Origin of the sequence: Nonomuraea fuscirosea (assembly GCF_003001935.1) — a bacterium.
In the GTDB taxonomy this organism is placed as follows: Bacteria; Actinomycetota; Actinomycetes; order Streptosporangiales; family Streptosporangiaceae; genus Nonomuraea; species Nonomuraea fuscirosea.
In genome coordinates this window covers 21,046-45,384 of record NZ_PVNG01000039.1, presented here as the reverse complement: position 1 = coordinate 45,384, position 24,339 = coordinate 21,046, and the positions used below count along the sequence as shown (strand labels likewise).

23 protein-coding genes are annotated in these 24,339 nt (G+C 67.7%); 3 read left to right on the top strand and 20 right to left on the bottom strand.

Features of this window, described 5'->3' with window-relative positions:
* Positions 1-66: 66 nt before the first annotated feature.
* Entirely contained in the window at positions 67-258 is a 192-nt protein-coding gene (locus B0I32_RS52940; RefSeq protein ID WP_106252806.1) for a hypothetical protein, read from the bottom strand.
* A gap of 354 nt (positions 259-612) precedes the next feature.
* On the bottom strand, positions 613-900 hold the full coding sequence (locus tag B0I32_RS52935) for a hypothetical protein (protein ID WP_106252804.1): 288 nt from the start codon (positions 898-900) through the stop codon (positions 613-615).
* A 285-nt stretch (positions 901-1,185) separates the two neighbouring features.
* Here B0I32_RS52935 and B0I32_RS52930 point away from each other — a divergent pair, with 285 nt between their 5' ends.
* Positions 1,186-1,683 carry a hypothetical protein gene (locus B0I32_RS52930; protein WP_106252802.1) on the top strand — a complete coding sequence of 166 codons (498 nt, stop codon included), beginning with the start codon at positions 1,186-1,188 and terminating at the stop codon, positions 1,681-1,683.
* A gap of 33 nt (positions 1,684-1,716) precedes the next feature.
* Here the strand turns inward: B0I32_RS52930 and B0I32_RS52925 are convergent, their stop codons facing one another.
* From B0I32_RS52925 to B0I32_RS52840, 17 genes are all read right to left on the bottom strand, one after another.
* Complete coding sequence (locus tag B0I32_RS52925; RefSeq protein WP_146178663.1) at positions 1,717-3,000, bottom strand: PP2C family protein-serine/threonine phosphatase; 1,284 nt, start codon at positions 2,998-3,000, stop codon at positions 1,717-1,719.
* Positions 2,997-4,241 (bottom strand): CHAT domain-containing protein, encoded by a 1,245-nt coding sequence (locus tag B0I32_RS52920; RefSeq protein WP_146178662.1) that lies wholly within the window; start codon positions 4,239-4,241, stop codon positions 2,997-2,999. The genes B0I32_RS52925 and B0I32_RS52920 overlap by 4 nt, the downstream gene beginning before the upstream one ends.
* Positions 4,234-6,021, bottom strand: coding sequence for a vWA domain-containing protein (locus tag B0I32_RS52915; protein ID WP_106252797.1), 1,788 nt, complete (start codon positions 6,019-6,021; stop codon positions 4,234-4,236). The genes B0I32_RS52920 and B0I32_RS52915 overlap by 8 nt, the downstream gene beginning before the upstream one ends.
* Before the next feature lie 4 nt (positions 6,022-6,025).
* Positions 6,026-6,970 carry an AAA family ATPase gene (locus B0I32_RS52910; RefSeq protein WP_106252795.1) on the bottom strand — a complete coding sequence of 315 codons (945 nt, stop codon included), beginning with the start codon at positions 6,968-6,970 and terminating at the stop codon, positions 6,026-6,028.
* Positions 6,967-7,167, bottom strand: a complete 201-nt coding sequence (locus B0I32_RS58510) for a CU044_2847 family protein (protein WP_219912490.1) — start codon at positions 7,165-7,167, stop codon at positions 6,967-6,969. Before B0I32_RS58510 ends, B0I32_RS52910 begins: the two co-directional genes overlap by 4 nt.
* A gap of 287 nt (positions 7,168-7,454) precedes the next feature.
* Complete coding sequence (locus B0I32_RS52905; RefSeq protein ID WP_146178661.1) at positions 7,455-8,663, bottom strand: FAD-dependent monooxygenase; 1,209 nt, start codon at positions 8,661-8,663, stop codon at positions 7,455-7,457.
* A 400-nt stretch (positions 8,664-9,063) separates the two neighbouring features.
* A complete protein-coding gene (locus B0I32_RS52900) occupies positions 9,064-10,164 on the bottom strand; it encodes a DUF4192 domain-containing protein (protein ID WP_181308779.1) in 1,101 nt (366 codons plus the stop codon).
* Between the two features lie 55 nt (positions 10,165-10,219).
* Complete coding sequence (locus B0I32_RS58505) at positions 10,220-10,903, bottom strand: hypothetical protein (RefSeq protein ID WP_181308777.1); 684 nt, start codon at positions 10,901-10,903, stop codon at positions 10,220-10,222.
* Between the two features lie 77 nt (positions 10,904-10,980).
* Positions 10,981-12,078, bottom strand: coding sequence for a DUF3560 domain-containing protein (locus B0I32_RS52890; protein WP_106252789.1), 1,098 nt, complete (start codon positions 12,076-12,078; stop codon positions 10,981-10,983).
* 42 nt (positions 12,079-12,120) lie between these two features.
* Positions 12,121-12,612: a hypothetical protein gene (locus B0I32_RS52885; RefSeq protein WP_146178660.1), complete on the bottom strand. Its 492-nt coding sequence runs from the start codon at positions 12,610-12,612 to the stop codon at positions 12,121-12,123.
* A gap of 48 nt (positions 12,613-12,660) precedes the next feature.
* Positions 12,661-13,803: a DUF932 domain-containing protein gene (locus tag B0I32_RS52880; RefSeq protein WP_245956691.1), complete on the bottom strand. Its 1,143-nt coding sequence runs from the start codon at positions 13,801-13,803 to the stop codon at positions 12,661-12,663.
* Positions 13,804-13,868: 65 nt separating this feature from the next.
* Positions 13,869-14,702: a hypothetical protein gene (locus tag B0I32_RS52875; RefSeq protein ID WP_106252785.1), complete on the bottom strand. Its 834-nt coding sequence runs from the start codon at positions 14,700-14,702 to the stop codon at positions 13,869-13,871.
* A 178-nt stretch (positions 14,703-14,880) separates the two neighbouring features.
* A complete protein-coding gene (locus tag B0I32_RS52870; protein ID WP_146178659.1) occupies positions 14,881-16,548 on the bottom strand; it encodes a hypothetical protein in 1,668 nt (555 codons plus the stop codon).
* 169 nt (positions 16,549-16,717) lie between these two features.
* Positions 16,718-17,179: a hypothetical protein gene (locus tag B0I32_RS52860; RefSeq protein ID WP_106252779.1), complete on the bottom strand. Its 462-nt coding sequence runs from the start codon at positions 17,177-17,179 to the stop codon at positions 16,718-16,720.
* Between the two features lie 445 nt (positions 17,180-17,624).
* Complete coding sequence (locus tag B0I32_RS52855; RefSeq protein WP_219912487.1) at positions 17,625-18,008, bottom strand: Tn3 family transposase; 384 nt, start codon at positions 18,006-18,008, stop codon at positions 17,625-17,627.
* 13 nt (positions 18,009-18,021) lie between these two features.
* On the bottom strand, positions 18,022-19,923 hold the full coding sequence (locus tag B0I32_RS52850; protein WP_146178657.1) for a hypothetical protein: 1,902 nt from the start codon (positions 19,921-19,923) through the stop codon (positions 18,022-18,024).
* 774 nt (positions 19,924-20,697) lie between these two features.
* Positions 20,698-21,393 (bottom strand): HAD family hydrolase, encoded by a 696-nt coding sequence (locus B0I32_RS52840; protein WP_106252831.1) that lies wholly within the window; start codon positions 21,391-21,393, stop codon positions 20,698-20,700.
* A 114-nt stretch (positions 21,394-21,507) separates the two neighbouring features.
* On the opposite strand from B0I32_RS52840, the gene B0I32_RS52835 reads away from it, so the two are divergent.
* Complete coding sequence (locus B0I32_RS52835) at positions 21,508-22,710, top strand: helix-turn-helix domain-containing protein (protein ID WP_219912486.1); 1,203 nt, start codon at positions 21,508-21,510, stop codon at positions 22,708-22,710.
* 64 nt (positions 22,711-22,774) lie between these two features.
* On the opposite strand, the gene B0I32_RS57105 is transcribed toward B0I32_RS52835, so the two are convergent.
* Positions 22,775-23,053 (bottom strand): hypothetical protein, encoded by a 279-nt coding sequence (locus tag B0I32_RS57105; RefSeq protein WP_146178656.1) that lies wholly within the window; start codon positions 23,051-23,053, stop codon positions 22,775-22,777.
* Between the two features lie 240 nt (positions 23,054-23,293).
* On the opposite strand from B0I32_RS57105, the gene B0I32_RS52830 reads away from it, so the two are divergent.
* Positions 23,294-24,259 (top strand): SAM-dependent methyltransferase, encoded by a 966-nt coding sequence (locus tag B0I32_RS52830; protein WP_106252772.1) that lies wholly within the window; start codon positions 23,294-23,296, stop codon positions 24,257-24,259.
* Positions 24,260-24,339 lie beyond the last annotated feature (80 nt).

The window sequence follows — 24,339 nt, the reverse complement described above, 5'->3', positions numbered from 1 at the left end:
CGAAGCGTGAACGGATCGGAGGGGGCGCGTAAGGGTGGGAGTGTCGTCCCTCCCTTACGCGCTCGGTTAGGACTGGGTCACGCGGTCGGCGGCTTCCGCCAGGCGGTGCGCTTCGACGGCTTCGCTTACACATTTCGGGCAGATTCGGCCACCGCCGTTCAGCGGCCAGCTGTCCCGCAGTCGGATCGCGCCGCCGCAGCGGATGCAGGCGGTGAGGTCGGTGGCGTAGAGGCGAATACCGAGCGTGAGGCGCTTCATCGGTGGCTCCCTTCCGTACGCGGCTCCGGGTGGGCGGCCGCTGCGTGTTCCGGTGCGGGAGTCCGCGCAGGCGGGAGGGAGGAGTGCAGCCGAGCGGCCTCGCGGGAGGAAGATGTTTTCCGCGCGGTTGAGGAAGGCGCCGGCGGAGCCGGTGGGTTCCGCGCGGAAAAGATCTTCCCGCGCGAGATCAGCCGCTTGGTTGCGCGACGACCGGACGCCTGCGAGGGTGACTGAACCGGAACACGGGGTGGCTGCTCAACCGCAGGCCGTAGACGGAGGGGAGCCACCGATGAAGCGCCTTAGCGTTCGACGTCTGCCCTCTGCTGTCAATCGAACCTCGTCGTCCAGCTCGCGCTAGTTGAGGAATGAGATCGCGTCAGTGTGATGGCGGACCCAGGCCAAAGCAGCCGTGGCGGCGTGACGTTGGTAGGAGCGCAAGTGTGGCACGCCTTCGGGAGCCGGTTGGCGGCTCGCCCGGGTCCAGTAACCGGCGTACGCGATCACGTAACTGATGAGGACCTCGGTGTCGACCCTCTGCCACGCGGGAACCGCGGCGAGGTAGGACTCCGCGGCGGCAGAGGTGTGCCCGACCATGATCAGGTGCGGTACGAGGTCGGCCACGTCCTGCTCATCCAAGGTCAAGGTAGTGATGGCAGGTGTCGATCGCCGGCTCCAGTTGCTCGACCGCTTCAGGGGCGGTCTCGGCACGGGTCGAACGCCCACTCATGACCGCCATCCGCCTGCTGGACGACGCGAGCGGACGCCCAATTCTGCGTGAGCCAGCCCGAGAGATCACCACCAGGCCGTAGCCGCCCGACCCCCACATCATTCGACGTTGTGTGCGAAAATTGAACAACTGAGCAGTCAAGCGCGTCCTCCTCGCAACGAAGTGGATGGACGTGATGGTGGTAGCGGTAGGAGGAGCAGTTGGACAGCCCCTCGGACGACGTTCTGCGCTTGGAACTGACAGAGCGTGGCCAGCGCTATGTTCTGGCTGCCGGCCGTACGGCGGACGGCCAGCTGACGATCGAGCTCAACGGGAGCGGCACCGACGGCGATCAGGTAGCGGAGCTGAGTGGCAGCCTGCCCGCGACCGACCTCGGATTGCTGGTTGATCTGGTCAAGCTCCTCAAGGAGCGATGCGGTGAGGCGAACAAGAGCGCTGCTTCGCCGGTCGAGCAGCAGAGACTGACGCACGCTGCCGCGTATCGCGGCTGGACCGATGAGCAGGACGACGAACTACGGCAACTCGCGTCCCATCCAGGGGCCTCGGTCAAGGCCATCGCCGCTACGCTCGAGCGTAGCGAAGGGGCGATCAGATCGCGGCTGAGGCGGCTGCGTGATCGGGGAGCTGCGGCACCGGACGGAGATCGAGCCACGCCAGGCTCTGCCACGACGCCGACTGATCAGCTTGTCGCGGGATAAGGCACTTGCGCGACGCACAGGTTGAACATCAAGCTACGAGCGTTGTTCCTGACCGGTCACCTTAATCGCGGAATAGCCGAGCAGTTCCTTAGGAGAGGCTTCGACGACGTCCAGCACGCAGCAGGTGATGTTGTACGCGCCGCCGCCTTGTCTGGCCAGTTCGATCAACCGGCGGACAGTTTCCTCCGGCTCGTACTCGGCGGTGAGCGCGTTGTAAATTCCCTCTGGCGAGACCAAGCTCCAGAGCCCGCGTGTGCACAACAGATACCGGTCGCCGACGCGGGCCTCCCGCAGCGTGAGGTCCGGATCCACTTCGGGGCCGCCGTCCAATGAGCGGAGCAGGACGTCATATTGGGGGTGGGACTGCGCCTCCTCCAGGGTGATCCGGCCCTCGTCCACCAGCGACTGGACCAGGGTGTGGTCGTGGGTGATCTGGTAGAGGTCCTTCTCGCGCAGCAGATAGGCGCGGGTCATGCCGGTGTGGACCAACGTGAATTGGCTCCCCGACCAGAGCATGCCGGTGAGCGAGGTGGCCATGCCCCGCAGGTCGGGGTTGGAGCTCACCATGTCGTGCAGCCGCCTGTTCGCGTTCCTCGCGGCCGCTTCAACGGTGTTCAGCAGGTCATCGGTGGTGTTCAGCAGGTCATCGGTCATCGGGTTCGTGTCCAGGAAGGCGAACTGCTCGATCGCCTCGGCGCTGGCCAGCGCACCGTGCGGATCGTTGCCGTCCGCCACGGCGAACACGTGAGGAGAGGCGTAGCCCGCGTCCTTGTTTCCCTCCTCCAGAAGGCCGACGTCCGAGGCCAGCGCGTACCGCAAGCCCACCGTGGCTTTCGGTCTCCGGTCAGGCACGGAGGAGGGCGAGGAGGAGGGCGGCGGTTCTGGCTCGGGTTCCGGCTCGATGAGGGCAGGCGGCGGCGTTCTGATCGTGGCGAAGCGCACGGGCTGGGTCGCGTCGGGGTCGTCGTCCTCGACGGCTACCGGCAGGGTGGCCGAGCACACCAGGGCGCCGGTCTCGCTGGTGATGTTAAGCCACAGCCGCCGTTCTCCCGACCCGAAACCGGCCGTCACCAAGAAGCGGGCCGGGCCGTAGCTGCCGCCGAACCGGTGGAGGATGACCGCGGCGTCGTCCACCGCCTCCACCGACAGGTCGTCCTCGCCGTCCAGCATGCACAGGTAGACGAACTCCTCCGGGTCGTACTCCCAGGGTCCGGAGCCTTCGGCGATCCGCAGGTCCACGGTGACCAGGTACGCCTCGCCCGCCGCCATCCGCTGCGGCCAGCCGACCAGGGGCTCCACAAGGAGCGGCGGCGTCATGGCGCGCCCGCCTCGAAGGCCACGGTGGTCTGCGGGCTGCCGTAATAGACGTACATGAACGTGTAGAGGGTGCGCAGCAGGCGGCGGTTGGCCTCGATGTCGTCAATGGGCGGCAAGCCGGCGGGCACGAGGGCGCGCCGGTAGTCACGAAGGGCCTGCGGCACGGGCGTGTCCGGGTCGCGGCGCAGGTGTTCGAGGATGGACCTGGCGACCTCCTTGGCGGTGTGCGTGCCGACCGCGCCGGTGGTGCCGATCAACCCGGCCGCGCCGGAGGCCAGGAAGACCTTCACAAAGCCGCGGAGGGTTTGGTCGTTGAAGCGCTCCTCGATGATCAGGCGGCCGGAGTGGCAGGCGTTGAGAAAGACCAGGCCGCCCGCGTCGGTGAGGCGGGTCAGGATGTGGCCGGACAGCTCGCCGAGCGGGACCCCGCCAAGGCGATACCTGAAGCCCTCTGTGGCGTATTCGCCGTGGCAGGCCACGTACACCATGGCAAGAGGCAGGCCGGCCTGTTCGAGGTGGCCGAGCAGGCCGCGCAGTGTGGGGAAGCGGCGCAGGCCGAACTCCTGGAGGAGGATCAGGTCTGCGGCGATGTGCGCGTCGGCCTCGTCGACGTAGCCGACGATCTCGCCTTCGCAGCGCAGATCGTCCATCGGCCGGGCGTACTCACTGTCCAGGGTGGTGCGCCGGCTGACGGAGACCTCGGCGCCCAGCCAGCCCCCGGCGACTCCGTCTGCTGGTGACGGGCGCAGCCAGAGCAGCTCCCACGGGATGTCGAAGTCGGTGTCGTCCCAGATGACCAGGTGCAAGTCGGGATGATGGCCACGCAATCGGTTGAGCCAGCGTACGAGGGGCCCCTTGCTCTCGGACCAGGCGCGCATGGCGTGCAGGGTCTCGGCTGGCGCCACCCCGCCGGCCTTGGCGTCGCGGGCCATCAGGGTCGCGAGTGCCAGCCCTGGCCGTCCGTGCTCGGGCGGGGCGTGGAAGGGCAACCTGCTGCAGCAACAGCTGCCGCTCACCCCGAACACGATCTCGCCCCCGATGCGTTTGCGCACCACCCGCAGCTGCGCGACGCCTTCGGGCGCGGGTTCCTCGGGCTTCACGGCGAACGGTTCCAGGCCCACGCCGGGCGGCCGCTCCTCGACAGGCGGGGGCGGGGCGGCGGCCGTATGGCGCTGCTGCCGGAACCTGGAGCGCCACGGAGCCGTACTGAACAGGACCTTTCCCAGCCTGCCCTCATCCATCGCCGGTCACCGCCCCGGTGCCCTCGACGTGGTCGCGACCGGGCACGACGGCCGCGCCGAGTGCGTCGGCCAGCTCCAGCACCAGCCCCTCGCCCGCGTAGGGCCGGGGATGCATGATGAACGACTCCACCTTGCGCATCATCCGGATCTCCCGGGCGACGGCGAGCGCGTCGTCGACTCCCTCCCTCGCCACCGCTTGCGGGGTCTCGCCGGTCAGGCTGTTGTGGATGGGGACGTTCGCCCGCCCGTCGGTCACGACGATGAACAGCGCCTCGTCCACGGCGGCTCTGTCCCGTTGCAGGTAGCGGCGGAGTGCGTCCACGGCCAGCACGAGACCGTGGGCGAGCGGGGTCGAGCGGCCCGGCCGCCGGTCGAGCGCCGCGACGACGCGCGGGTCGAGCAGGTTCCTGCCGGTGACGCGGCGCGCGGTCAGCTCATGGCCCTCTGCGCCTACCTCGATCACGCAGACGGCGGCGCGTTCGGTGTAACACCAGTGCAGGTAGGGGGCGAGGGCGGGGTACCAGTCCCAGTCCTTCCTGCAGGTGTGGTCGAGCAGCAGCGTGAACAGCCGTCCCGGCACCTCGGCTCTGCGGTATCTGCGCAAATCGGAGGGTTGCAGGTGCGGCGGGTGCGGCGGACCGTCGAAATGGCCTGGGCAACGGACGAGTTGGAAGCGGCCGGCTTCGAGGAGGGTAGCGACCAGGGCCAGGTCACTGAGGTCGTGGGCGCGTACGTGGCCGACGGGCACGCCACGCTGAGAGGTCGCGGCGGACCGGCGGACCCAGGAGGTGCGCAGGGACGACGGCTCGCTGTCGAGTCCCGGCAGGTCCTCGGGGTACGGCGTGGCTGCCATCGTCAGGAGCGCGGCGGCGGCCGTCAGAGGCCTGGCCGCAGGGACCTCTACGACCGCCTGCTCGACAGCGCCTGCCTGGGCGCTCTCGTCGCGCCGGCGGCCGTCGCCTGTTGGTCGTCGCCGTGCCAAGCGCCCGTCCGGAACGGTGGTCGCGTGCTCATCGTCGTCCGGCTTGGGGGTGGGCAGGCCGATCAGTTCGGCCGCCTCGTCCACGTCGGAGGCGGTGACCTGCGACGCCGTGCGCATCGCCGCCAGCGCGCGGGCCAGGCGGGCCAGGGCGAGGTCCCGTCGTGCTCCGGGCGCCCGGCCGGTCCGTTCGACCACGCGTTCCACGGCCTCCGGTGTAAAACGCGGGAGCGCGGTCGGTCGTGCGGCGGCGCGCAGCCACGGCGCGGGCCCCGCCGATGGCGGGGCCTCCACGCCGCGCGCGTCGACGCGCAGCGCGAAGCGGTCGAGCAGATGTGTCGAGACCTTGCCCATGTCCTGCCGGGCGCAGGCGGCGATCCAGGGCACCTTTGGGCTCCAGACGGCGTGTACGCCGTCGCGCTCCAGGTAGGCAGTTTCCGAGCCGAGCACGGTGACGGCGGCGCGGGCGGCGGCGAAACTGATCTCCGCCAGATCCGGCACGATCACGACGGCGGGTACGCGGTCCGGCAGGTCGGCCAGCGGACCTGGCTCACGTCCCGCGAGGAGGCCGGGCACCGGACGCACCCGCGTCCACAGGTCGTCCTCGGTGGTGCCGGCGCCGGCCACGACGAGCTCGTACGGCGTTCCCCGCCCGGCCGTCAGGTCGGCGAGCCAGGCGGCGAGCGAGGGCAGCAGCGCGGGGTCGAGGTCGTAGCAGAGCACGCCACGCAACCGCGGGTCGAACGCGGCGCAGGCGAGCGCCGTCTCGATCCGCTGCCCGGCCGTCTCCCAGGTGGTCACGTGGTCATGACTCCTCGACGATGGCTTCCAGACGTTCCCGGTCCTTGGCCGTCCAGGCGATCCCCTCGCCGTAGGCCGCTTCGGGGCGGCGGTGCACGAGCGCGGGCGGGGCGGCTTCCAGGACGTCCTGCGGCACCACCGAGGTCCGGCCGGCCAGCGCCGCGCACGCTCGGGCGGCCATCGCCATGACGATCTCGCTGCGGTGCCCGGCCACGGAGAAACCGGCGGCGATCTTGGCGCACAGGGTCGCGGCGAACGGCGGGAGCAGCACGTCGCGTACGGCCTCGCGAGCGGCCAGCAGCCACTTGCGGTGCTCGGCGTCGCGTTCGGCCCCCATCGTGATCCAGGCCGAGCCTGGTCGCAGCCGCTCCTCCTCGTACCGCAACACGGTCGTGAGGATTTCCTTGCGTTGCGCGACGTCGAGCTCGGCCGTGATCGGCACCAGCAGGCCGAACCGGTCGAGGAGCTGCGGACGCAACCCACCCTCCTCCGGGTTCATGGTCCCGACCAGGGTGAAGGACACCTGCCTGCCCGGCTCGTCGATGTACTCGCGTTGGACGACCAGCATCCCGGTCGAGGCGACGTCGAGGATGATGTTGACCAGGTGGTCGTCGAGGAGGTTCACCTCGTCGATGTAGAGCATCCCCGTCTCGCCCGCGCGCTCCAGCAGCCCGGGTTCCCGCTCGGTGCGCCCGCGCATCAGCGCGTCAATGTTCCATCCGCCGAGCACCCGGTCGTCGGTGGCGTTGATCGGCAGCGTGACGGGGAAGTGGCCGTAGGCCATCCACGAGAAGGAGCGCACGGTGGTCGACTTGGCCGTGCCCCGCTCGCCGCTCACCAGCACACCGCCGATGGCGGGAACGACGAACACCAGCTCCAGCGCTCGTTTGAGCTGTTCCTGGCCCACGATGAGGCTGTAAGGCAGAATGCCCACGGGCGAGCCGGTCATCGACGCTTCCACCGCAACGTGACCTGGAGCTGCGCCCCGCTGTTCAGCTCAACGATCTTCGCGCCGACCTTGCCGTCCAGCTTCACCGCGAGCTGCATCTCGAACTCGTCGGGCTTGACCTCCTCCGGTAGGTCGCGCACCACTGTGACGGCCTCCTCAGCGCACTCCTTGACGAGGGCGAGCCCCTCGCGGAACAGTGGTCGCCCGTCTCGACGACTTTGGTCGCCAGGCCGCGTACGTCCTCGGCGTCCTCATAGATGGCCGACAGATCGTCCTCAGCGGAGTCGATCTCGATCAGAATCTTGCCCTGACCGTCACGCGTGGGGACCGCTACGACAGCCATCATCATCCCTTCTCCGCCACCAGGACACGGTCATGATGTCACCAAGGGCGGGTGTACGGGCAGTGGACTTTCCCCAAGGGGGTATCACTCCTAGTTCTGGAGTGACACCCCCAAGTCACGGACTGGGCCGGTGATGCCAGGTCAGGCTGGCACCAGGTCAGCGAAGGGCCGCCCGAGGCCAAGTGCCGCGCTGAGTTGTGGGCCTTCCTGCAGCGCGCGGTGCACGGACGGCAGGAGGCGCTGCTGCCAGTGGTCCAGGGCGGCGTTCAGGTTAGCGCCGTGGTGGTGGTGGTGCTGGCCGAGTGCGATGGCCAGGGTACGGTCCTGTTCGATGCCGTTGTTGGCGCCCTGTGCGGTGTTGGGCCGTACCGGGGCCAGGGCATCTGCCAGCAGGAGGGCGTGGGCGGCTCCGAGGGAGCGGACCATGCGCTGGGGTGGGTCGATGTCGAGGATGGGTGTTGCGTACCAGTCGGTGGTGGCCGAAATGGTCTCCGCCACGGCCTCGGGAAAGAGCCGGTACGCCCAGCTGATGACTTCCTCGCTGGCCATGGGTGGGACGCGGTGTGGCTGAATGAAAGTGCGCTGGGTGGGGTCGCCGCCCAGGAGGCGGGAGAACTCCTCGCTCGACATGTTGAGGTAGAAGGTCCAGTCGAGGCCGGTGTCGCCGTTCTTGCGCGGGATGGGGAACATGTGGAACACACCCCCGCGCGACTCTAGGCGCGTGTAGTCCTGGATGCCGGCCCGGTTGCCGGTCAGTTGGCCGCGCCAGGCAACGTAGCCGGCGTAGTGCAGGGGGCGCGACGGGTCCAGCAGGCGGCGGCCGATGGATCGTCGGCCGTCGGCGAAGACGACGAGGTCGGCGGTGATGTTGGTCCGGTCGGCGAGGTTCAGGAGGGCCTGTCCGTTGCCTGCGATGCTTATTGACCGCACTCTGTTTCCGGTGCGGAGCCACGTGTCCGGCAGCCGGTTCAGCAGCGCGGAGTTGAGGACGTGCCAGGCGGTGTTGCGGCCCGGATAGACGGAGTGGACGCGGCCGGTCTCCTTACGGTCGACGATGCGGATGGTGGTGACGCGTTCGCTGGGAAAGGGCGCCAGTTCGGCTTGGGGGATGCCGAGTGTTTCCAGCGTGGCGAGCGAAGCGTGGTCGAGGCCGATGACGCCTCCGGCCTGGGCGAAGGGCGACGGCGATGCCTCCAGTACGGACACGCGGGTGAAGCCTGCCTGGTGCAGGAGCAGGGCGAGGGTGGGGCCGGTGATCGAGCCGCCGATGATGGCGATCGACGGCTGGGACTCGACCCTGAGAGAGGTCGTCGAGGGTGGCACCGGACCGGGCTCGGTGAGCAGGTTCATGGCAGCTCCTTGGTGCTACGGCTGATGGGCTGCCGGAAGGACGACGGATGCCTGTGGGGGTGGCGGGGCCGTCGTGTGCCCTTCCGGCAGGGAGCCGTCGGCGGCGCGGCGGACTGCCCTCGCAACCGTGTGGTTGTGGCCTGTTGAAGATGTTTTGCGCCAGCAAAAGATCTTCAACAGGCCACAACTCGCCCACCAGGACGGCGGAGCCAGGGCGAGAACGCGGTTGCGAGGGCGGGAAGCCGTGCCGCAGGCTGCGACGCCGGAAGGGGACGCCGGTCCGCCGGCCGTCAGCGGGACCGAAGCCTGGTCGGAGTGTTCGCTCGGGCGTCAGACCAGTGTGGTCATGGCCTGGCCGAGCAGGCGATGATGCGACGGCGGCGTCTTGGACTCAGCGCGGTCAGGGGGCGACGTCGTCGGGAAGAAGCACTGGCCGAGCCGAGCGGGGATGCCGCGTCGCGTACTGGGTGATGCTGGTGACGAGGTCGTCCACCTTCATGTCGTCCTGGAGCGAGGATGGGGTGATTCCTGCTTGCAGGGCGGTGGAGATGAGGCGAGCGAAGGAGTTGCCGGGCTCGGCTTGCAGGGCACGGTTGACCGCGATGCGGGCCAGTGATCCGGCTCCGTTTCGGAGAGCGGTGAAGGCCAGGTTGACGGCCGGTGCCGCGGCGTAGCGTGGGTCGATGCGACTGGTGACTTCGGTCCAGAACCGCTGTGCGACGTCAGGACCGTCTTCGCAGCAGATCGTGAAGGCGATGTCCCTGACGGTCACCGCTGTGAGGAGGATCCCCAGCCAGGCGAGGTCTTCGGCGGGAATGGGGCGACCGTCTCGGAGATGTTCGAAGCATTCTCGGGCGCATCGTCGTCCTTCGTCGAACCAGTAGTGCTCGTCGAGGTTCGAGTCGTTCAGCATGGCCTCGGCTCGTGCCTCAGCGGTGTCCGTGGCTGCCTTCATGGCCTCGCGTTGCTGCCCCTGAACGGGTTGGAGGATCTTTTCGAAGGTCTCCTTGTCGGGCATCGCCACCATCCCGGCTGCGACGAGGTGGGCGACCGCGGGGCTGGTGCCGGTGTCGTACGGGATGCCGTCCGGTGGGCAGCAGGCCGGGTCCGAGCAGAGGTAGGACCAGCAGCGTCCGTTCTCGTACCGGATCATGTCGACCACGTCGATGTGCTGGGCGGTGAGTGCGGGGGCCAGGGCGTCCATGACCGGAGTGACCCTCTCCCCCGAGCCATGACCGACCACGGCGACAGCAGCAGGCCGGTCTCGCGTCAGTAGGTGGACGGTGTCGGCGACGAACTCGGCCACGTTCTCGAACCGGTCGGGTAGTTCGCGGTGCAGGACGGCCTTGAGGTGATGTCCGTCGACGAGGACGAGGTGGATGGTGTTGTCCTGGTGGTAGCCGACGAGGTACGGCAGTACGGCGATCATGTCGGCAGGGCTGTGGAGGGTGATCGTGATGGTCGGCTCCGCAGTGGGAGTGGGTTCTTGGTGGTGAGACATGGATCTTCCTTGGTGGAGCGAACAGGGTTCGCGTTTTTCTGAGGGTCGATGGCGGTCAGGCAGCGTCGTGAGCGGCGTGCGTGCCGTCAGCGGCTGGTCCGGAGAGGGCTTCTTCGGCCAGGAGTTCGTACATACGAGCCAGCTGGGCGCGTTGTTCGTCGAGTTCGCGCCGGTGGTGGGCAATGAGGGCTTCGAGCTCGGCGATGGCGGCGAGCTTGCGGTGCAGGCCGACGTGCCGCAGGAGAGTGCGGGCTGCGGCGCGGCGGAGCCGGTCGAGGTCGGGTCGCTGTAGCCAGTAGGTGGCCAGGGTGGCGAGGACGGCGGTGACATGCCGGGTGACGGCGGCGGGGACACGTGCTCGCCGGTGGCCGGTGGTGGCGTCGCGGTGGTAGATCCGCATGCCGTACGGGCTCGGGTCTCGGGCGTCGAGGACGCTGTAGTCGACCAGGCGGACGGTGCCGTGAATGAGGGGGCGGTGAGGGCGGTATGTGCCGGTGTGAGCTCCGGCGGGGAGTTCGTCGCCGTAGTGGACCTTCAGCCGGGTGGTGGCGGGATCGACGGTGTCGCGGTCGAATTCGGGTTCCAGGGTGAAGATGCCGGTGACGGAGGGGTTGCGGACCAGGCAGCGCAGGACGCCGGTGGCGAGGTTGGGTTTGGCCAGGACGCGGAGGTCTCCGTAGGGGGTCACGTGCAGGGTGACGGCATCGACCAGGGGTGGCGTCGAACGGGTTTCGGGCAAGGCGGGACCTTCTTTCGGCACATGGGCAAGGCTGTGCCGGCGCCTCGGGGAAGGAGGCGCCAGCGATGGTAGAGCGGTTAGTGGCCTGGCTCGGGTGGGAACTTCGTGGCGGCTTCGGCGCTGCTCATCCGGCCTTGGACTTCGGCGTAGGGCAGCCGGCCGGTGGTACCGGAGGATTGTCCGGCGCGATCGACGTTGTCGCCTTGGCGCAGGATTCGGCGGCCGACTTCGTGATGGCCGGTCGGCACGGTCAGACTCTTGGAGTTGACGCGGAGCACCTCGTACCAGGTGCCGAGGTAGAGGACGAAGTCGCCGGCGCGGAAGTCGGCCGGGCCCCAGATTTTGACTCCTTCGGCCGCTGCCTGGGCGACGACGTCCTGCCAGTAGGCGATCTTCTCGGACAGCTGGGCTTGGTGCAGGAGGAGCCGTTCGCGGTAGTCACCGGTCGCGGGTTGCCACTCCAGTACGGGGTTGCCGTTGTCGGTGAGGACGACTTCGCCGTCGCGTTCGACGAATTGAGGGTGAGCCTCGCCGGTCAGGCTGCGTTCGATCCGACGGAGCTGTTCACGCAGGCGGTCGATGCGCCGCAGGGTGGCCCGGGGGTCTCGGCGGTGCTGCTTGAGGTGTTCGGCCGCGCGCGAGCGGGTGATCCAGTACTGATGGCGGTCGGTCTCCTCGATGGCCTTACGGGTGTGGCTGTGGTTGCGTTCGATGGCCCTTTCGTGGGCGCGTTGCCGGGAGCTGCCGAGCAGGATCGGCTGATCGGGCGGGTAGCCACGGGTGGCCGCGGCTGCTCGCGTGCGATGCCGCTCGGCTCGGGCGGCGGCTTCGGCGGCGCGTCGGCGGTAGTTTTGCGCCCGGATGACGGCGCGCGCGTACGTTTCGGCCTCGACCTGCTCGGCCGAGCGAGTCTGGTCGGTGACGTCGATGGTGATGGACAGGCCGGCGGCTCGCAGCCTGGCGCTGATCTCCTCCATCCGATCCCGGTTCTCGGAGGGGTGCCGGTCGCGCGAGTTCGGCTCGAACCAGGCGCCGAGCCGCCCGTCGTATTCGATGTGGTTGGACCATCTCAGGCCGAGACCGCCGCGTTTGCGGCTGCCGAGCAGCTTTCGATGTTCGGGGGCGGTGCCGGTGACGATGATGCCTCGGGCAGGCGATACGTGGATGGTGATCACGTTTCCTCCTCTCTTCGCGTTGAGAGTGCGAGACGGCTGTGGTCAGGTGCCGGCTTCGGGGCTCTCGTTCGCGCGTTCGCGTACGGCTTTGCGGTTGGCGATGATGGAGGCTCCGCTGTCGGGCGGGACCGGCGTCTCGAGGGGGATGCCGTAGACGATGTGACCGTCGATCAGGACGCGAAGCGCTTGGCGCGCTGCGGCGTTAGTGGGGAACAGATCGACGCACATGCCGCCGTCCGGGGCTTGCCGGACCATGGCGGTCAGGGGCCCGGTCTCGATCCGGGCGATCGGCCAGTCCCAATCGTCGTACTCGACCTCGGTGGCGATGGGCTCGGCAGTGACAAGCCTGCGGCCGGTGGCGAGGATCACCGTCTCGATCGCGTCGAACGTGGTTCCGTTCCAGTCACTGTGCTGGTTGAGGATGCGGTGGATGGCTTCCATGGCCGTGTCGTCGGAGATGAGCACGTCATCGCGGGCGATCGGCAGCGGGGTGGGCTGCGGCCGAGATACGGGCGTTTCAGGATCTGATGTCATGAAGGGGGACCTTTCGCGGCGATGCGAGTGCGGTATGTTGCTCGGCGGTCAGAATGCGGCGGCCAGGTGCATGGCCTCGACGCCACGGCTTTCCATCTCGAAGGCCTTCTCCGCGTCGTCCAGGAGCTGGGCGGCGCTGGTGACCGCGTGCATGACGCCGCCGGCGGTGATCGCACCGCCCTTGTAGAAGTGCTGCAGGATGAGCTGCTGCTGATCCTTGGTGAAGGACAGCCTGGTGGAGACGAACTCGATCGTCTTCTCAGGCTCTGTGACGGCGACGCGGGCTTCTCGGGCCAGCTCTGTGATCTTGGCCTGGACGTAGTCAACGTCCAGGAAGGTTCGTACGGCATCACGCGCGCGTGCGGTGACCAGCTGCATGCTCTTGGCCAGCGTGTCCTGGCTCCACCGCACGATCCCGTCGTCCATGCGACCGCCCAGGTGAACCTCGCGCACCACGTCCCGGTTGATGGTCATGCCGTTGCGACACACCTGCAGGGTGAGCCTGGGCGTGATGGTGAAGGCGCCGTCACCGGTCTCGGAGTTGGCCAGCAGGAAGCCGGCGAACACCACCGGATAGGCCGCCGCGGAGGCGCCCGAGAAAGGGCTTCGATAGTCGCCGACCAGTTCGGGAGCGTAGGCCTGGATCTGCTCGCAGGCCACGCGCAGGAACATGCGGCGCTCGGTCAAATCGGCTCCGTCGATCTGGACGGCGACGCCGCTCTCCTTGATGCCATCCAACGCGGCCATGAGCACGTCCAGGTTGTCGATGACCTTGTAGCTGTTGGACAGCAGAGCCCGGCCGATGCCCGTACGGCCGCTGCCGGCCAGCCCCCGGAACAGGAACCGGCGGTGCGGGTCGGCCTGTAGCCAGCCGTTGACGTTGGCGTCGTACAGACGGCCGTTCTCCTCCCGCAGACGCCGCAGGTACGGAGATGGAATGCCCAGCTTGGTGGCGATGTCCTGATCGCAGTGGGCGGTGGGCAGGTAGCGGCCGGCGGTGGCGGTGACGCCGTCCTCGGAGACCAGAGGTTCGGTGCCGATCAGTTCCAGGTGGGTGCCGACGGCGCGCAACCGTTCTGCGGGGACGATGACGTCGATCTTGCGGGCGTGCTGGGCGCGCAGCACCTCGACCAGGTCGTCGAGGGTGGCGTTTCGAAGGGTCAGGGGTGGGAGCGGGGATGCAATGGTCACGGGTCTCCTCGGTGATTCGGTGCTGTGGATGGGAAGGCAGGGTGATCGCGGTTCGGCGGTGTCGGTCAGGCGGCATGCATGGCGGGTGCTCCCCCGGTGGGAACCAGGTGAAGAGTTAGACCGCGAGCAGGGACGTTCTGGCGGACTTGGGCCGGTTCCGTATCTGTGGCATCGCGGCTGGGCAGGTCGACCACGGCGACCGTGAGGGGGTCGAGCGCGCCGCGCTGTTTGGCCGCCGCGATGAGCTCAGCGCAGGTGGCGGAGGCTGGGATGGGCCGGCGGAGGATCCGGGTGAGATCAGACGTGCCGAGTGGAAGGGTGAGGCTGTCGGAGCACAGCAGGAGCCGGCGGATGTCGAGTACGCGCTCGTCCTGATCGCCCCCGCCGGGTGGTTCACGCCAGACCTGCTGGCGGCGAACGGGCGCAATCGCATGCTGCTTCGGCGAAGGCGGCCGGATCAGTCCGTGCACGGCCATGTCACCCGTGAGGGCGAAGGCTTGCACGCTCTCCCCCATCCAGCACAGATCCACGGTCCAGTGGGTGACCACCGCGGTCATGAGGGATCCCACGATTCGGGTGGCCTGCGGCTTCAACGGCGGATTCGTCTCCTCGATGACGCTGGTTTCGAGTGCGCTGCGCCCGGCGTAGACGCCGGCGGCGGCGTTCGCCGTCTGGGCCGCGGCGAGTGCGCTGACCTCGGCGGCGATCCGGGCATGAGCGCGGGCGCGTGTCTTGTCGCTGTCGGCAGCGTCGCCTTCGCAGATCGCCACGCCAACGCTGGAGTGGTATCCGGCCACGGTGACGCGGTGCGGATTCCTCGGGTGCGGCCCGCGGTCGGACCGTACGGCCAACTCGCCGCCAATGGGCAGGGGCTGGTGGTGCGTGTAGGCGCTGGACATTCAAGATCCCTTCGGACATGAGAAAGCCGCGGTCATCACCGCGGCGCAGAGAACAAGGTGCGAGGGCGAGGAGGCGGGAGCTGGGCTGCCGCTTCGAGCTCGTCGTGATGGGTGTGGGGATGGTGGACCGGTCTGGTCCTGGTCCGCAGCGCCCAGGACCAGACCGGAGAATTGGGCTTCAGGCGGCCTCGGCGCCGTCGAGGTTTTGATCGGCGTCGTCTGAGCGCTCGGCTTCGAACGACACCTTCGAGGAAGCTTCCTCATCGCCGCCGCCATCGGAGGCGTGGCCCGTCCCGGACCCGGCTGTCGAGGAGTGCTCCTCAGCGTCTTCCTCCACGATGTCTACCTGGTCGACGGGTGTGTCTCCCCGGTAAGGAACGCCGTCGATGAGGGCCTGCTCGATCGGGGCAGGCTGGTACGGCTGCAGCGTCCGTGTGCCGAGTTCCGGCCCGAGCGTGTTGACCAGGAACCGCAGCCACAGAGCCGCGTCCTCGGCCGAGCAGGGACTGTATTTGTCCGGCCGCCAGGTGTTCTTGCAGTCCTGGCTGGCTCTGGTCATCTGGTGCTCAAAGGCCACGGCGATGAGCCGCAGCAGCATCATGGCCTGTTGGCCGGTCGAGGCGTCCTGTAGTGCGTGGCCGAGATCCGCCGGTCCACCGAACTCGTCGTACAGCGCGCTGCGGCGAGATGACGTCAGGTAGTCCCGTACCGGACCGGGCATCTCCACCAGCATCTTGGTGACGAACGGCAGCACGGGCTTGGGCGCGGTCTTGCGCTGGAAGAACTCCGCCAGCCACTGCTGTCGCAGAGTGCCGGCACGCGGCCAGGCGTTACGTCCTTCGATCACGATCTTTCTCGACGGCTCGTCCCCGCTGGGCTTGGCATCCTCGCGGGGCGATGACGCTGCCGGGGCGTTCGAGGGCTCGGGCGGGGCGTAACCGTGCTCGGCGGGCGTGGTGCAGTAGTACACCGGCTCGGTCTTGTTGTAGCTGTAGAAGAACGCGCCGTGGCCGGCGCAGGCGGCATGCTGGTCGGGTTCCGGGTCGAACCCGTCGACGATGTGGGCCAGGGTCTGAAGCAGCTGCGCCTCCGGGGGGCGCGTTTCGGTGACGCGAACACCGGCCTGCTCCAGTGTGGCGAGGATCCGGTCGTGCTCGGCTTCCTCGGCCAGTTCGTCACGTACGGTCTCCACGGCATAGGCCACGGGATGACCCCAGTCGATCCGCTGCTGGATCCTGGCCAATGCGGCGTCATCGCCGTCGAACTCCGACAGCAACGCGATGTCGTCGAGCGTCCAGACATGGTCCATGGCGCGTGCGGCCCGTTTGGTCTGCTCGCTGATCCTGCCAGCCGCGATGCCCGCGCTGATCTGCTCTTTCGTACGGCCGGTACGTTGCCGCAGCTCGGTGCGGGTGGCGCCAGCCTGATGCGCCTGGAACAGGGCCTGGGCTTGCTCGAACGCCGACAGAGGAAGGCGGAAGTCCCCATCGTTCTCGACGAGCTGGTCGATGAACAGGCCTGCTCGATCGCCGGCCATGGTCAAATCGACCAGGCACAGCATCGTCTCGAGCTTGAGCTTGCGACCCCCTTCCAGGCGGCGGTTGCCCTTGGTCACCCAGAAGAGGTAGTCCTCTTCTCCTTCCTGGCGTTCATAGTCGTCGGGGATGGGAATCGCGGTGAGTACCACCTGCTGCTTGGCGAGCAACGACTTGCAGAAGGCGGAGGTGATGCCGTAGTCCTCACGGACGTTGTCGGGAAAGTGCGTCAGATACTTCAGCGGGATGTGCCAGAGAAACAGATTTTCCGGTACGGCGACATCCGGAAGATCTGGAGGTACGAGAGACACGAGATGAGGCTCCCTTCGATAGGGCGGATGCTTGCGAGGACCGCGCCTGACGAGGCAGGGGTTCCTTCCTTCACCGAGACGAGCCGGGAAATGGGCTTCAGCACGGTCACGGTTGGGAAAGCGAACGAGCGGCCCCGGCACGGGAGCCGCTCGTTCACTGGGGCGTGAATCAGGCCGTGGAGACGGCCTCCGCCTGGTCCTCCTCCATGACTGGAGTCGCCGCGCCCTGAGCCAGGCGAGGCGAGGACGCCGGAGGCCAGGTGCCGGATTGCTGATGAACCGGGTCGTAGCGGGTCGACATCGCCAAGGTTTTCGCCACCACCTGGACGACGCCACGAACGACCGGCCTGTTGTGACGGTCCTTCGTCTCGTAGGCACGCGCGATCAGGTCACGGCCTTGGACCGTGATGACGTGCCCGACGTGGTAGGACTCGCTGGCGCGAATGGCGTCGAGACCGTGCGCGACCACCTCGACCCGCCGCGTCGGCACGTAGGTGCCGTTCCGGCCCGAGGTGGGCGGACCTGCCACCTCAACCAAGGCGGACCACATCGGAGGCTTGTCGCCGTCAGCGGCCCAGAACTTCGGGTCGTACGCGATGCGTCCGGTGAGACTGATCTGCATGTCGTCCATGTGCGCTCCTTCGCCTGGTGCGGCCTCAATGCCGCATCGCCTGCGCCTTGACCGGCTGCGGAGCCCCGTGCGTGGGGGTGCTCCGTCCCGGTGAGCCGATACAGCGACGGCGGGACCGGTCCTGGCAAGCCGGGCTGTTCGGGGGGCTTCAAGATGTTTTGCGCAGCAAAAGATCTTGAAGCCCCCCGACTCGTCGCCAAGATCGACGCGCGGGCGAGAGCCCGGCTTGCCAGGACCGGGCACGACGGCGCAGAGTCGGCCCGTCCGGGACGGAGCACCCCACGATGGGGCCGAGCGCGATCAAGGGCAACCCGCCTTGCGCCGGAGCCGCCTCCGTGCGATCCGCAGAGGACGACCTACTTCTTCCGCGCAGGCGGAGGAGACGGAAGGACCCGTTGCGGTTGGTGATCACCGGAATTTGCTCGCGGAGATCCGGGTCGGACAGTCAACGCAGGAGCGTGATGGTGCACCGCCCGGCCGAGCTCGCGGAAGGCTCGATACAGGCGGTTCTTGTGGGAGTGGTTCCCAGCCGCCGCAGCAGGGTGACCGGGGAGATCCGATTCTCCCGGATGGAGATCGCGGTACGCAGCAGGTCGGTCCAGTGGGTCTCGATCGGTCGCCAGTCGATCGCCTCCTCGCCGAACAGCGAGTCGATGTGATGATGGCGGGTGCTCGTGTCGGGCCGGTAGAAGATCAAATCGTGGCAGTTGCGGATGCGGCGACAGAGGGCGCGCAGGACGTCCGCCGGGCCTACCCGGCAGCGAAGCTGGCGCGGCTGATGGCGCTCAAGGACGTCTACGCCTCGCACAATGTCTTCCACCTCAACCACAACATCCGCCTGTCTACCAGCTGGGAGAGCCCAGGTCGAGGTCTCGGCTGATGTCCCGGGAGCCGGGAGGCGGCGGTGACCAACCTGTTCCCCTCGTCCCGGGGCCGTCCCGACCGGGAGAGGACGGCAGCTCCACTCTCCCTCGCTGGTCTTCCGGTGCGGGGAGGAGTTCATCCTCCAGCGCGCGGACCAGGGCTTCCGAGCAAAAGATGGGGGAGCCCGTCGGGCACACTAGGCCGTCGTGCGGCTCGCGGGAGGGGTTGCCCAGCGGCTGTAGCAGTGATGGGCGGGAGCGTGCTGTAGGTCCGCTCCGCGAATCGTGCGCCGGCGGATCTCCAGGTGCTCGGCCGGTCTGCTCGGTCGCCTTGAGGAGCTCGCGCCGCCGAGCGGTGGCTGATCGCTCGGGGGTCACTTCCCGTGGCGGCTTGGAGCGCTCAGCCGGCTCATCCGACTCAGGGGCATGCGATGCGGCGGCGTGCGGAGCGGGTTCCGGCGTGGGTGGGGCCGTCGGGCGGCCATGGGACCCGGGCGGAGCGGGATGAGCGCCCTGTTCATCGGCCGCCGCGGACGCGCGCGTGCGGTCCTCGCCGACTTCTCTCCCTCGATGGGCCTCTCCGGCGTCCCACCCGCAGTAGGTTTCCCCGGTGTCCCGCCCACGATGGTCGCGGGCGGCGGACCGTCCACGGAAATCATCCGCCGGGAACGGCTCCCAGAAGTCCCCCACGTCTGGACGCCCGGGCGCAGGACCGTCTGAGGGATCGCTCCGCGAGCCAGGTTCTTCTCGCGCGTCGGGAGGCCGCCGTTGCTCGTCCGAAGCCCGTGGTTCGTCAGTGGCCTGCCGAGTCGCGGCGTGGCGTTGCGCGTATCGCAGGATCTGCTCGGTGAGCACCCGGCGCAGAAGGGCGATTCTGATCGCGCTCGCATCGAACCGCCGACGGAGCCGGACCGTGTTGCGGAACCCCATCGACACGCCGATCCGCCGGTACAGCGAGCGCAGTCCCGTGATCAGGCTCGGCTCGGTGAGGTGTTCAAACTCCCTCTCCAGGCGGGTCAGAAGGGTGGCGAGGGCGCGCTCCACGATGTCACGGGCGATCATGGCCGCGGTGTCCCTGTCGTGAGGGTCCGCCAGCAGTCGGCGCATGGCCGACCGCCGCCCGCTCCGCAGGTGCAGGCTGTCGATGCGGATCAGGAAGCCGTCGGCGCGGAGGGTGAACGTGTTGCGCTGGAAGCACCGGTTGCCGATCTGGACGCCGCAGGAGCGCCTGACGACGATCAGCCGCGTGTCGTCCGGATGCCTGCGGATGAATGACTTGGCCGGCGACCGGCGGAGGGCCGGAATTCCCGGGAGGTGGATGTCGGTCCTGAACCCGTCCTCAGCGCCCTGTGAGATCAGGGCGAGCAGCATCGCCAGCGCATCCTCGTCCAGTGCGATCTCGAGCTTGGAGAGGACGATGTCGTAGGTGTCGGTCTGGGAGTTGTATGCGCCGATCTGTATGCCGACGCAGTCCCTGATCCAGATGATCTCGGGTTCCGCGACCGGCTGACGGGTCGGCGGTCCCTCGGCGACGTCGGTGTCCGACACGGGACCGGCCGGATCCCACCCGTACGACGTCCGCGTGATCTGGCGGGCCTGCCATTCGACGGCGGCACGGGGCGGCTGCGGCCGGTCGTCGGGCCGCTTCTTCCCCGTGCGACGCCCCTCAGGACGTGGCTCCGACGCTTCCGGCGCCTGTGGAGGCCGTAGCCGCCATTGGTAGGCGATGTGGTCAGGCGTGACGGTCATCTGGCACCCGCGCCGCCCGCGCTTCCGCCGTGCGTGGCCGGTTTCGCGCAGCGGCGCTTTCCCCTGCTGGTGCCGGGAGTACTGTTCGTCCGACAGTCCGTCCGAACCGGCCCATTCAGCGAGAGCGATCAACGTCCGCTCCCAGATCCGGAGGAGGGGTGGATGAGCCGAAGGTGCAGTGCACGAATTGCACGCCCTTGGCGCCGTCTTCCGTGACGAACTGGACGCCACTGCTGTTCTCAACGTGGATCCCGACCTTGCCCACCGGGCCCCGCTCGTGTGCGGACGTGTCCGGCTCCTCAGTCGGTGACGTCATCCTTCGTCTGCCGCCTGCTACCATCGTCTGAATCCTCTCGGTGAGTAGGGTGCCCAGGCCGGCCAGGGAGCCGGCCGCCAGTGCGGCGATAACTACCGTTAAGAGACCGTCCACCGTGCTGCCTTCCGCGAGCGTTGGTGACTCAATGCTGCAGCGCCGCCGGACTCACCTGTCGGCCAGATTCCGGTTTGACAGGCGGGGCGCGGGAGGCGAGGTGATCGGGCTTCGATGGGTGTGCTCGGCAAGGCGTTCCAGGGCGTACAGCGCGCCGAGCCGGACCGGGGTCTGGTCGCTGCCGAGTTGCTCGACCGCCTTCCTCCCTCAGCCCCAATCCCGAGCGGAGCAGGTATGTCGATGGCGCGCTTCGAACAGCCCAGCCATGTTCGAGCGGGCGGAAGCGGCACCAGGCACCCTGCGCTGCAACAGACTGCCGCAACGAGTGCTACCGACGGTGCAGCCGTAGCTGGTTGACAGCCCGGCGGTCTTGGTTGGCGACGTGCTGCAGAGCCGACGATGTCGACTCCGACCGGGCTCGGCTGTCGCTTCTCCCTGGACCCGGCCTGGCGTTGACGTCTCACTCCTGATGTCGTTCACTCAGTAACCAGAGCTACGAGGGCATCAAGGTCCTCCAGGCTCTGCAGAACGTGCGCCGCTCCCGCATCGTGCAGGTCCTGTGCCGAGCTTCGCCCCGACGCCACCGCGATCACCGGTACATCACTCGCAAGAGCGGCCTCGACATCGGCTGGCGTGTCCCCGATGAGTACCGCGTCACGAGCTGTGACCGCCTCGCCAAACCCAGCGGATGCCCGGCTCAAGGCAATGCGCACCAGCTCAGCGCGGACTTCGTCGTCTTCTCCGAAAGCGCCGATATCCCATCGGATATGCCTGTCGAGGCCGAAGACCTGGAGCTTGATCTCCGCGACCATTCGGATATTGCCTGTCAACACGGTTTGCACGACTTCGGGTATCGCGAAGAGCGAGTCCAACGCGGACGCGGCGCCAGGCAGCGCGTGACCCCGTTCTCGCAACTCGGCAGCTCGCTCCAGATGGGCCTTGGTCAGCGCCGAAGCGAACCGGTCGAAGTCCTTTCGCTCGGTATGCAGTCCATGTAGCTTGGCGGTCTCGCGGAAGATCACTGGCTCGGTGATGCCGTCGATCTTCGCCTGCTTGACCATGGGAACGCCAGTGACCTGCTCAAAGGCCTGCGCTGACAGTTCGCGTCCGACTCCCCTCGTGTCGATGAGAGTGTGATCGATGTCCCAGAGCACGACCCGGCGAACCGCCATCGGACCCTCCATCCGTCCCGCTTTGCACTCCAGACTGACACATACTCGTTCCGGCCTAGCGTGGCGAACCTCGTCGCGGTCTACCCTCGATGCAACAGCAGGAAGGGAGGCCAGGTGAACGCTCCCATGCCTCACATCGGCGAACACATTCGCTTCTGGCGGGAGAAAAGGCAACGCACCCAGGCCGCGGTTGCGGGGTTGTGCGGGATAACCGAGGAGTATCTGTCCCAGATCGAACGCGGCTTGAAGGTCCCCTCTCTACAGGTCCTGTACGCCCTGGCTAGGGAACTCAGCGTTCCCACAGCGGCGCTGCTGGGCGACAATCAGAGCGACCTTGTGTCAGAGAATGCCTACGTGGCCGACGGAGTGGTGACCGCGTTGATCGGTTACGGGCGGGAGACGGCGGTCCGGCCCGTCACACCTTCCGAGCTGCGAGAGCGCGTCGAGTCGGCATGGCGTATCTGGCAGACCAGTCCGAAACGGTTCACCGAAGCGGCCGCCATCCTTCCCGAACTCATCTGCGACACCGAGAACGCCATTCGGGCGCATCGCCTCAGCTCAGACAGCGAAGTACGGCGCGACATCTTCAGAACGGCCGCGGACCTGTATTTCATGCTGCGCTCGTACTGCCGCCGTGCCGGGAGGATAGACCTGTCCCTCATGGTCGCTGACCGCGCGTTGCGCTCAGCCGAGGAAGCGGATGATCCAATTCGGTCAGCCGCCGCCAAGTGGAACCTCGGGCACGTGCTCCTCGCCGAAGGCGAGCATGAAGGAGCCAAGGAGACCGCTGTCCAGGGCATCGAAGCGCTGCAGCAGCTCCCAGAGGGCAAAGACGCTCAGGCGATGGCCGGTGCGCTGGAACTCGTGGCGGTCGTTGCCGACGCCCGGCGCAAGAATTGGTGGCACGCGCGTGAACGTCTGTCCGGCAACGCCTCATTGCGCGCCGAACGGGCTGGCGAAGGCAACATCATGTGGACCGTTTTCGGCCCGACCAACGTCGACCTGCACACCGTGAGCATCGAAATGGAAGCGGGCGAAGCCGCCGAGGCTCTACGAGTCGCTGACCAGATCGACACGTCGAACCTGCCATCGATAGAACGGCGCTTCACCTTTCTACTGGAAGTCGCCCGGTGCTACGACCTCCGTCGTGAAGATCCGGCCGTGCTGGTGCACCTGCTCGATCTGGAAGCGATCTCGCCCGAAGACCTGGCAAGGAACCCCCTCGCTCGCGAGATGGTCTGCCGTCTGCGCCGCCGCGTCCGACCCACGTACCGGCGACAGGTCGAGGCGCTCGCTCAACGGCTCGGAATCGCTTAAGCCCTAGCTGCTGGCCCACCCGAACTGACAGTTCGGGTGGATGCACCTTCGTTTCTCTACCGTCTCAGGCAACGTCGCTCGATCGACAGAGACGGTGATCATGCGAAGGACAGCAGACGTGGCCCTCAAAGTCACCGGCGTGCAAGCCACGCCGCAGGTTGCCCAGTGGGACGGCATCCGAGTACTGCGGCATGTCGGGCTGGCGATGCTCCAACGACTGTCGAACGCGAATACGCCTGTCATTGTCGATCCCGTAGAACGCGCCCTCTACTTTCTCGTACCCGCTGGCGCAGCAGACCACTGGCAGCTGCCTGATCAGCGCATCGCCGACATCAGGCGACATGTTGTTCTCCCTCCAGCACAGCAGCAGGTGCCGCCAGGCCGGTACTGGCTCTTGTTACCGACAGGATCGGGCCGGAGCACCTCCGCAAGGTCACTACGAGCCGCCTTCGAAGGCCTCCGACGCCGCCCCGTCTGCGGGCCTCATTCGTGCGCAGCCTCCACCACGAAAGCGTGCCCCCGGCCGCGGTGCGCTGACACCGGCGAGCTCCGGGGCCTCGATCAGGAATCGAGGTCCTGACCGATGAGAAGCGTAGATCGTCCCGCTCGTCCACCTGCTCCGAGTGAGCATGGGGCCACGAAGAACACCGGGGAGTCCCCGGTCGCCGGCTGCCTGCAAGGGCTTTCTGCCGTGTTCCCGGCACCAACGCAGGGGCGGGTGTACAACTTTTTGAATGGCGGCAAGGACGCCTACGCCGCGGAGCGGGCGCTGGGTAAGGCGCTGAAGAAGATCTTCCCTGGCATAAGCGAGGTCACCAGGGAGAACCGCCTGTGCGTGAACGAGCGTGTGCCTGGTTACCTCGCGGAAGAAGGGTTCAGGCAATACCTCGATCTCGGCTGCGGCATGCCGGACGAGCCGCTTCTCCACCGAGCCGTGCAGGGCGTGGTGCCCGGGGCCCGCGTCGCCTACATGGATCATGATCCGACAGTGTTGGTCCACGCCCGAAGTGCTTACGGCTCTTGGCCCGGATTGACCGTGGTCGAGGCTGACGTTTGGGACATCGACGGGCTGCTGCGACACCCTGACCTGCGTGAGCTGATCGACCTCGATCAGCCGGCCGTCGTCGTTGCTGGTGCGGTTCTGCATTTCGCACCCGACGAGACCGTCAAGCGGGTGGTGGACGACCTGGCCGCCGGTCTGGCCGCCGGCAGCGTCCTGGTGCTGTCTCACGTCACGGATGACGGGGTGGCCGAGGAGGACGCGGCCAAGGCGAAGGAGCTGTATGAGAAGTACGTAAGTCCCATCTACCTGCGGTCCAAGGAGGAGATTCAGGACCTTCTGGGGGACCGCCGCATGATTGCGGGCTTGTGCAGGACATACGAACTCCTGCCACAGCACCCCGACGATGTGGCCCTCGCGCGAAACGTCGAGGGCGCCCCGCACTTCTATGCGGGCATCGTCGAACTCAGTCCCGGCCCCGAGCGCGGGATGGCCGTGTCCGCGGCACGACGGGAGGGGACGGCTACTCATCGCCGGGGCATGCGATGACGTGCGGATCCCACATAGCCGCGAAGCACAAAGCCCTCCAATGCGTCACTCTGCGGTTCGCCTATCCCGGCTGGACGACC

What these genes read in the sequence shown, in the direction of transcription:
- B0I32_RS52830 (WP_106252772.1), top strand. Translation starts at nt 23,294, where the DNA reads ATGAGAAGCGTAGATCGTCCCGCTCGTCCACCTGCTCCGAGTGAGCAT.
- B0I32_RS52920 (WP_146178662.1), bottom strand. Translation starts at nt 4,241, where the DNA reads ATGGATGAGGGCAGGCTGGGAAAGGTCCTGTTCAGTACGGCTCCGTGG.
- B0I32_RS52940 (WP_106252806.1), bottom strand. Translation starts at nt 258, where the DNA reads ATGAAGCGCCTCACGCTCGGTATTCGCCTCTACGCCACCGACCTCACC.
- B0I32_RS52840 (WP_106252831.1), bottom strand. Translation starts at nt 21,393, where the DNA reads ATGGCGGTTCGCCGGGTCGTGCTCTGGGACATCGATCACACTCTCATC.
- B0I32_RS52925 (WP_146178663.1), bottom strand. Translation starts at nt 3,000, where the DNA reads ATGACGCCGCCGCTCCTTGTGGAGCCCCTGGTCGGCTGGCCGCAGCGG.
- B0I32_RS52885 (WP_146178660.1), bottom strand. Translation starts at nt 12,612, where the DNA reads ATGACATCAGATCCTGAAACGCCCGTATCTCGGCCGCAGCCCACCCCG.
- B0I32_RS52875 (WP_106252785.1), bottom strand. Translation starts at nt 14,702, where the DNA reads ATGTCCAGCGCCTACACGCACCACCAGCCCCTGCCCATTGGCGGCGAG.
- B0I32_RS52905 (WP_146178661.1), bottom strand. Translation starts at nt 8,663, where the DNA reads ATGAACCTGCTCACCGAGCCCGGTCCGGTGCCACCCTCGACGACCTCT.
- B0I32_RS52910 (WP_106252795.1), bottom strand. Translation starts at nt 6,970, where the DNA reads ATGACCGGCTCGCCCGTGGGCATTCTGCCTTACAGCCTCATCGTGGGC.
- B0I32_RS52900 (WP_181308779.1), bottom strand. Translation starts at nt 10,164, where the DNA reads ATGTCTCACCACCAAGAACCCACTCCCACTGCGGAGCCGACCATCACG.
- B0I32_RS57105 (WP_146178656.1), bottom strand. Translation starts at nt 23,053, where the DNA reads ATGTCGCCTGATGTCGGCGATGCGCTGATCAGGCAGCTGCCAGTGGTC.
- B0I32_RS52860 (WP_106252779.1), bottom strand. Translation starts at nt 17,179, where the DNA reads ATGGACGACATGCAGATCAGTCTCACCGGACGCATCGCGTACGACCCG.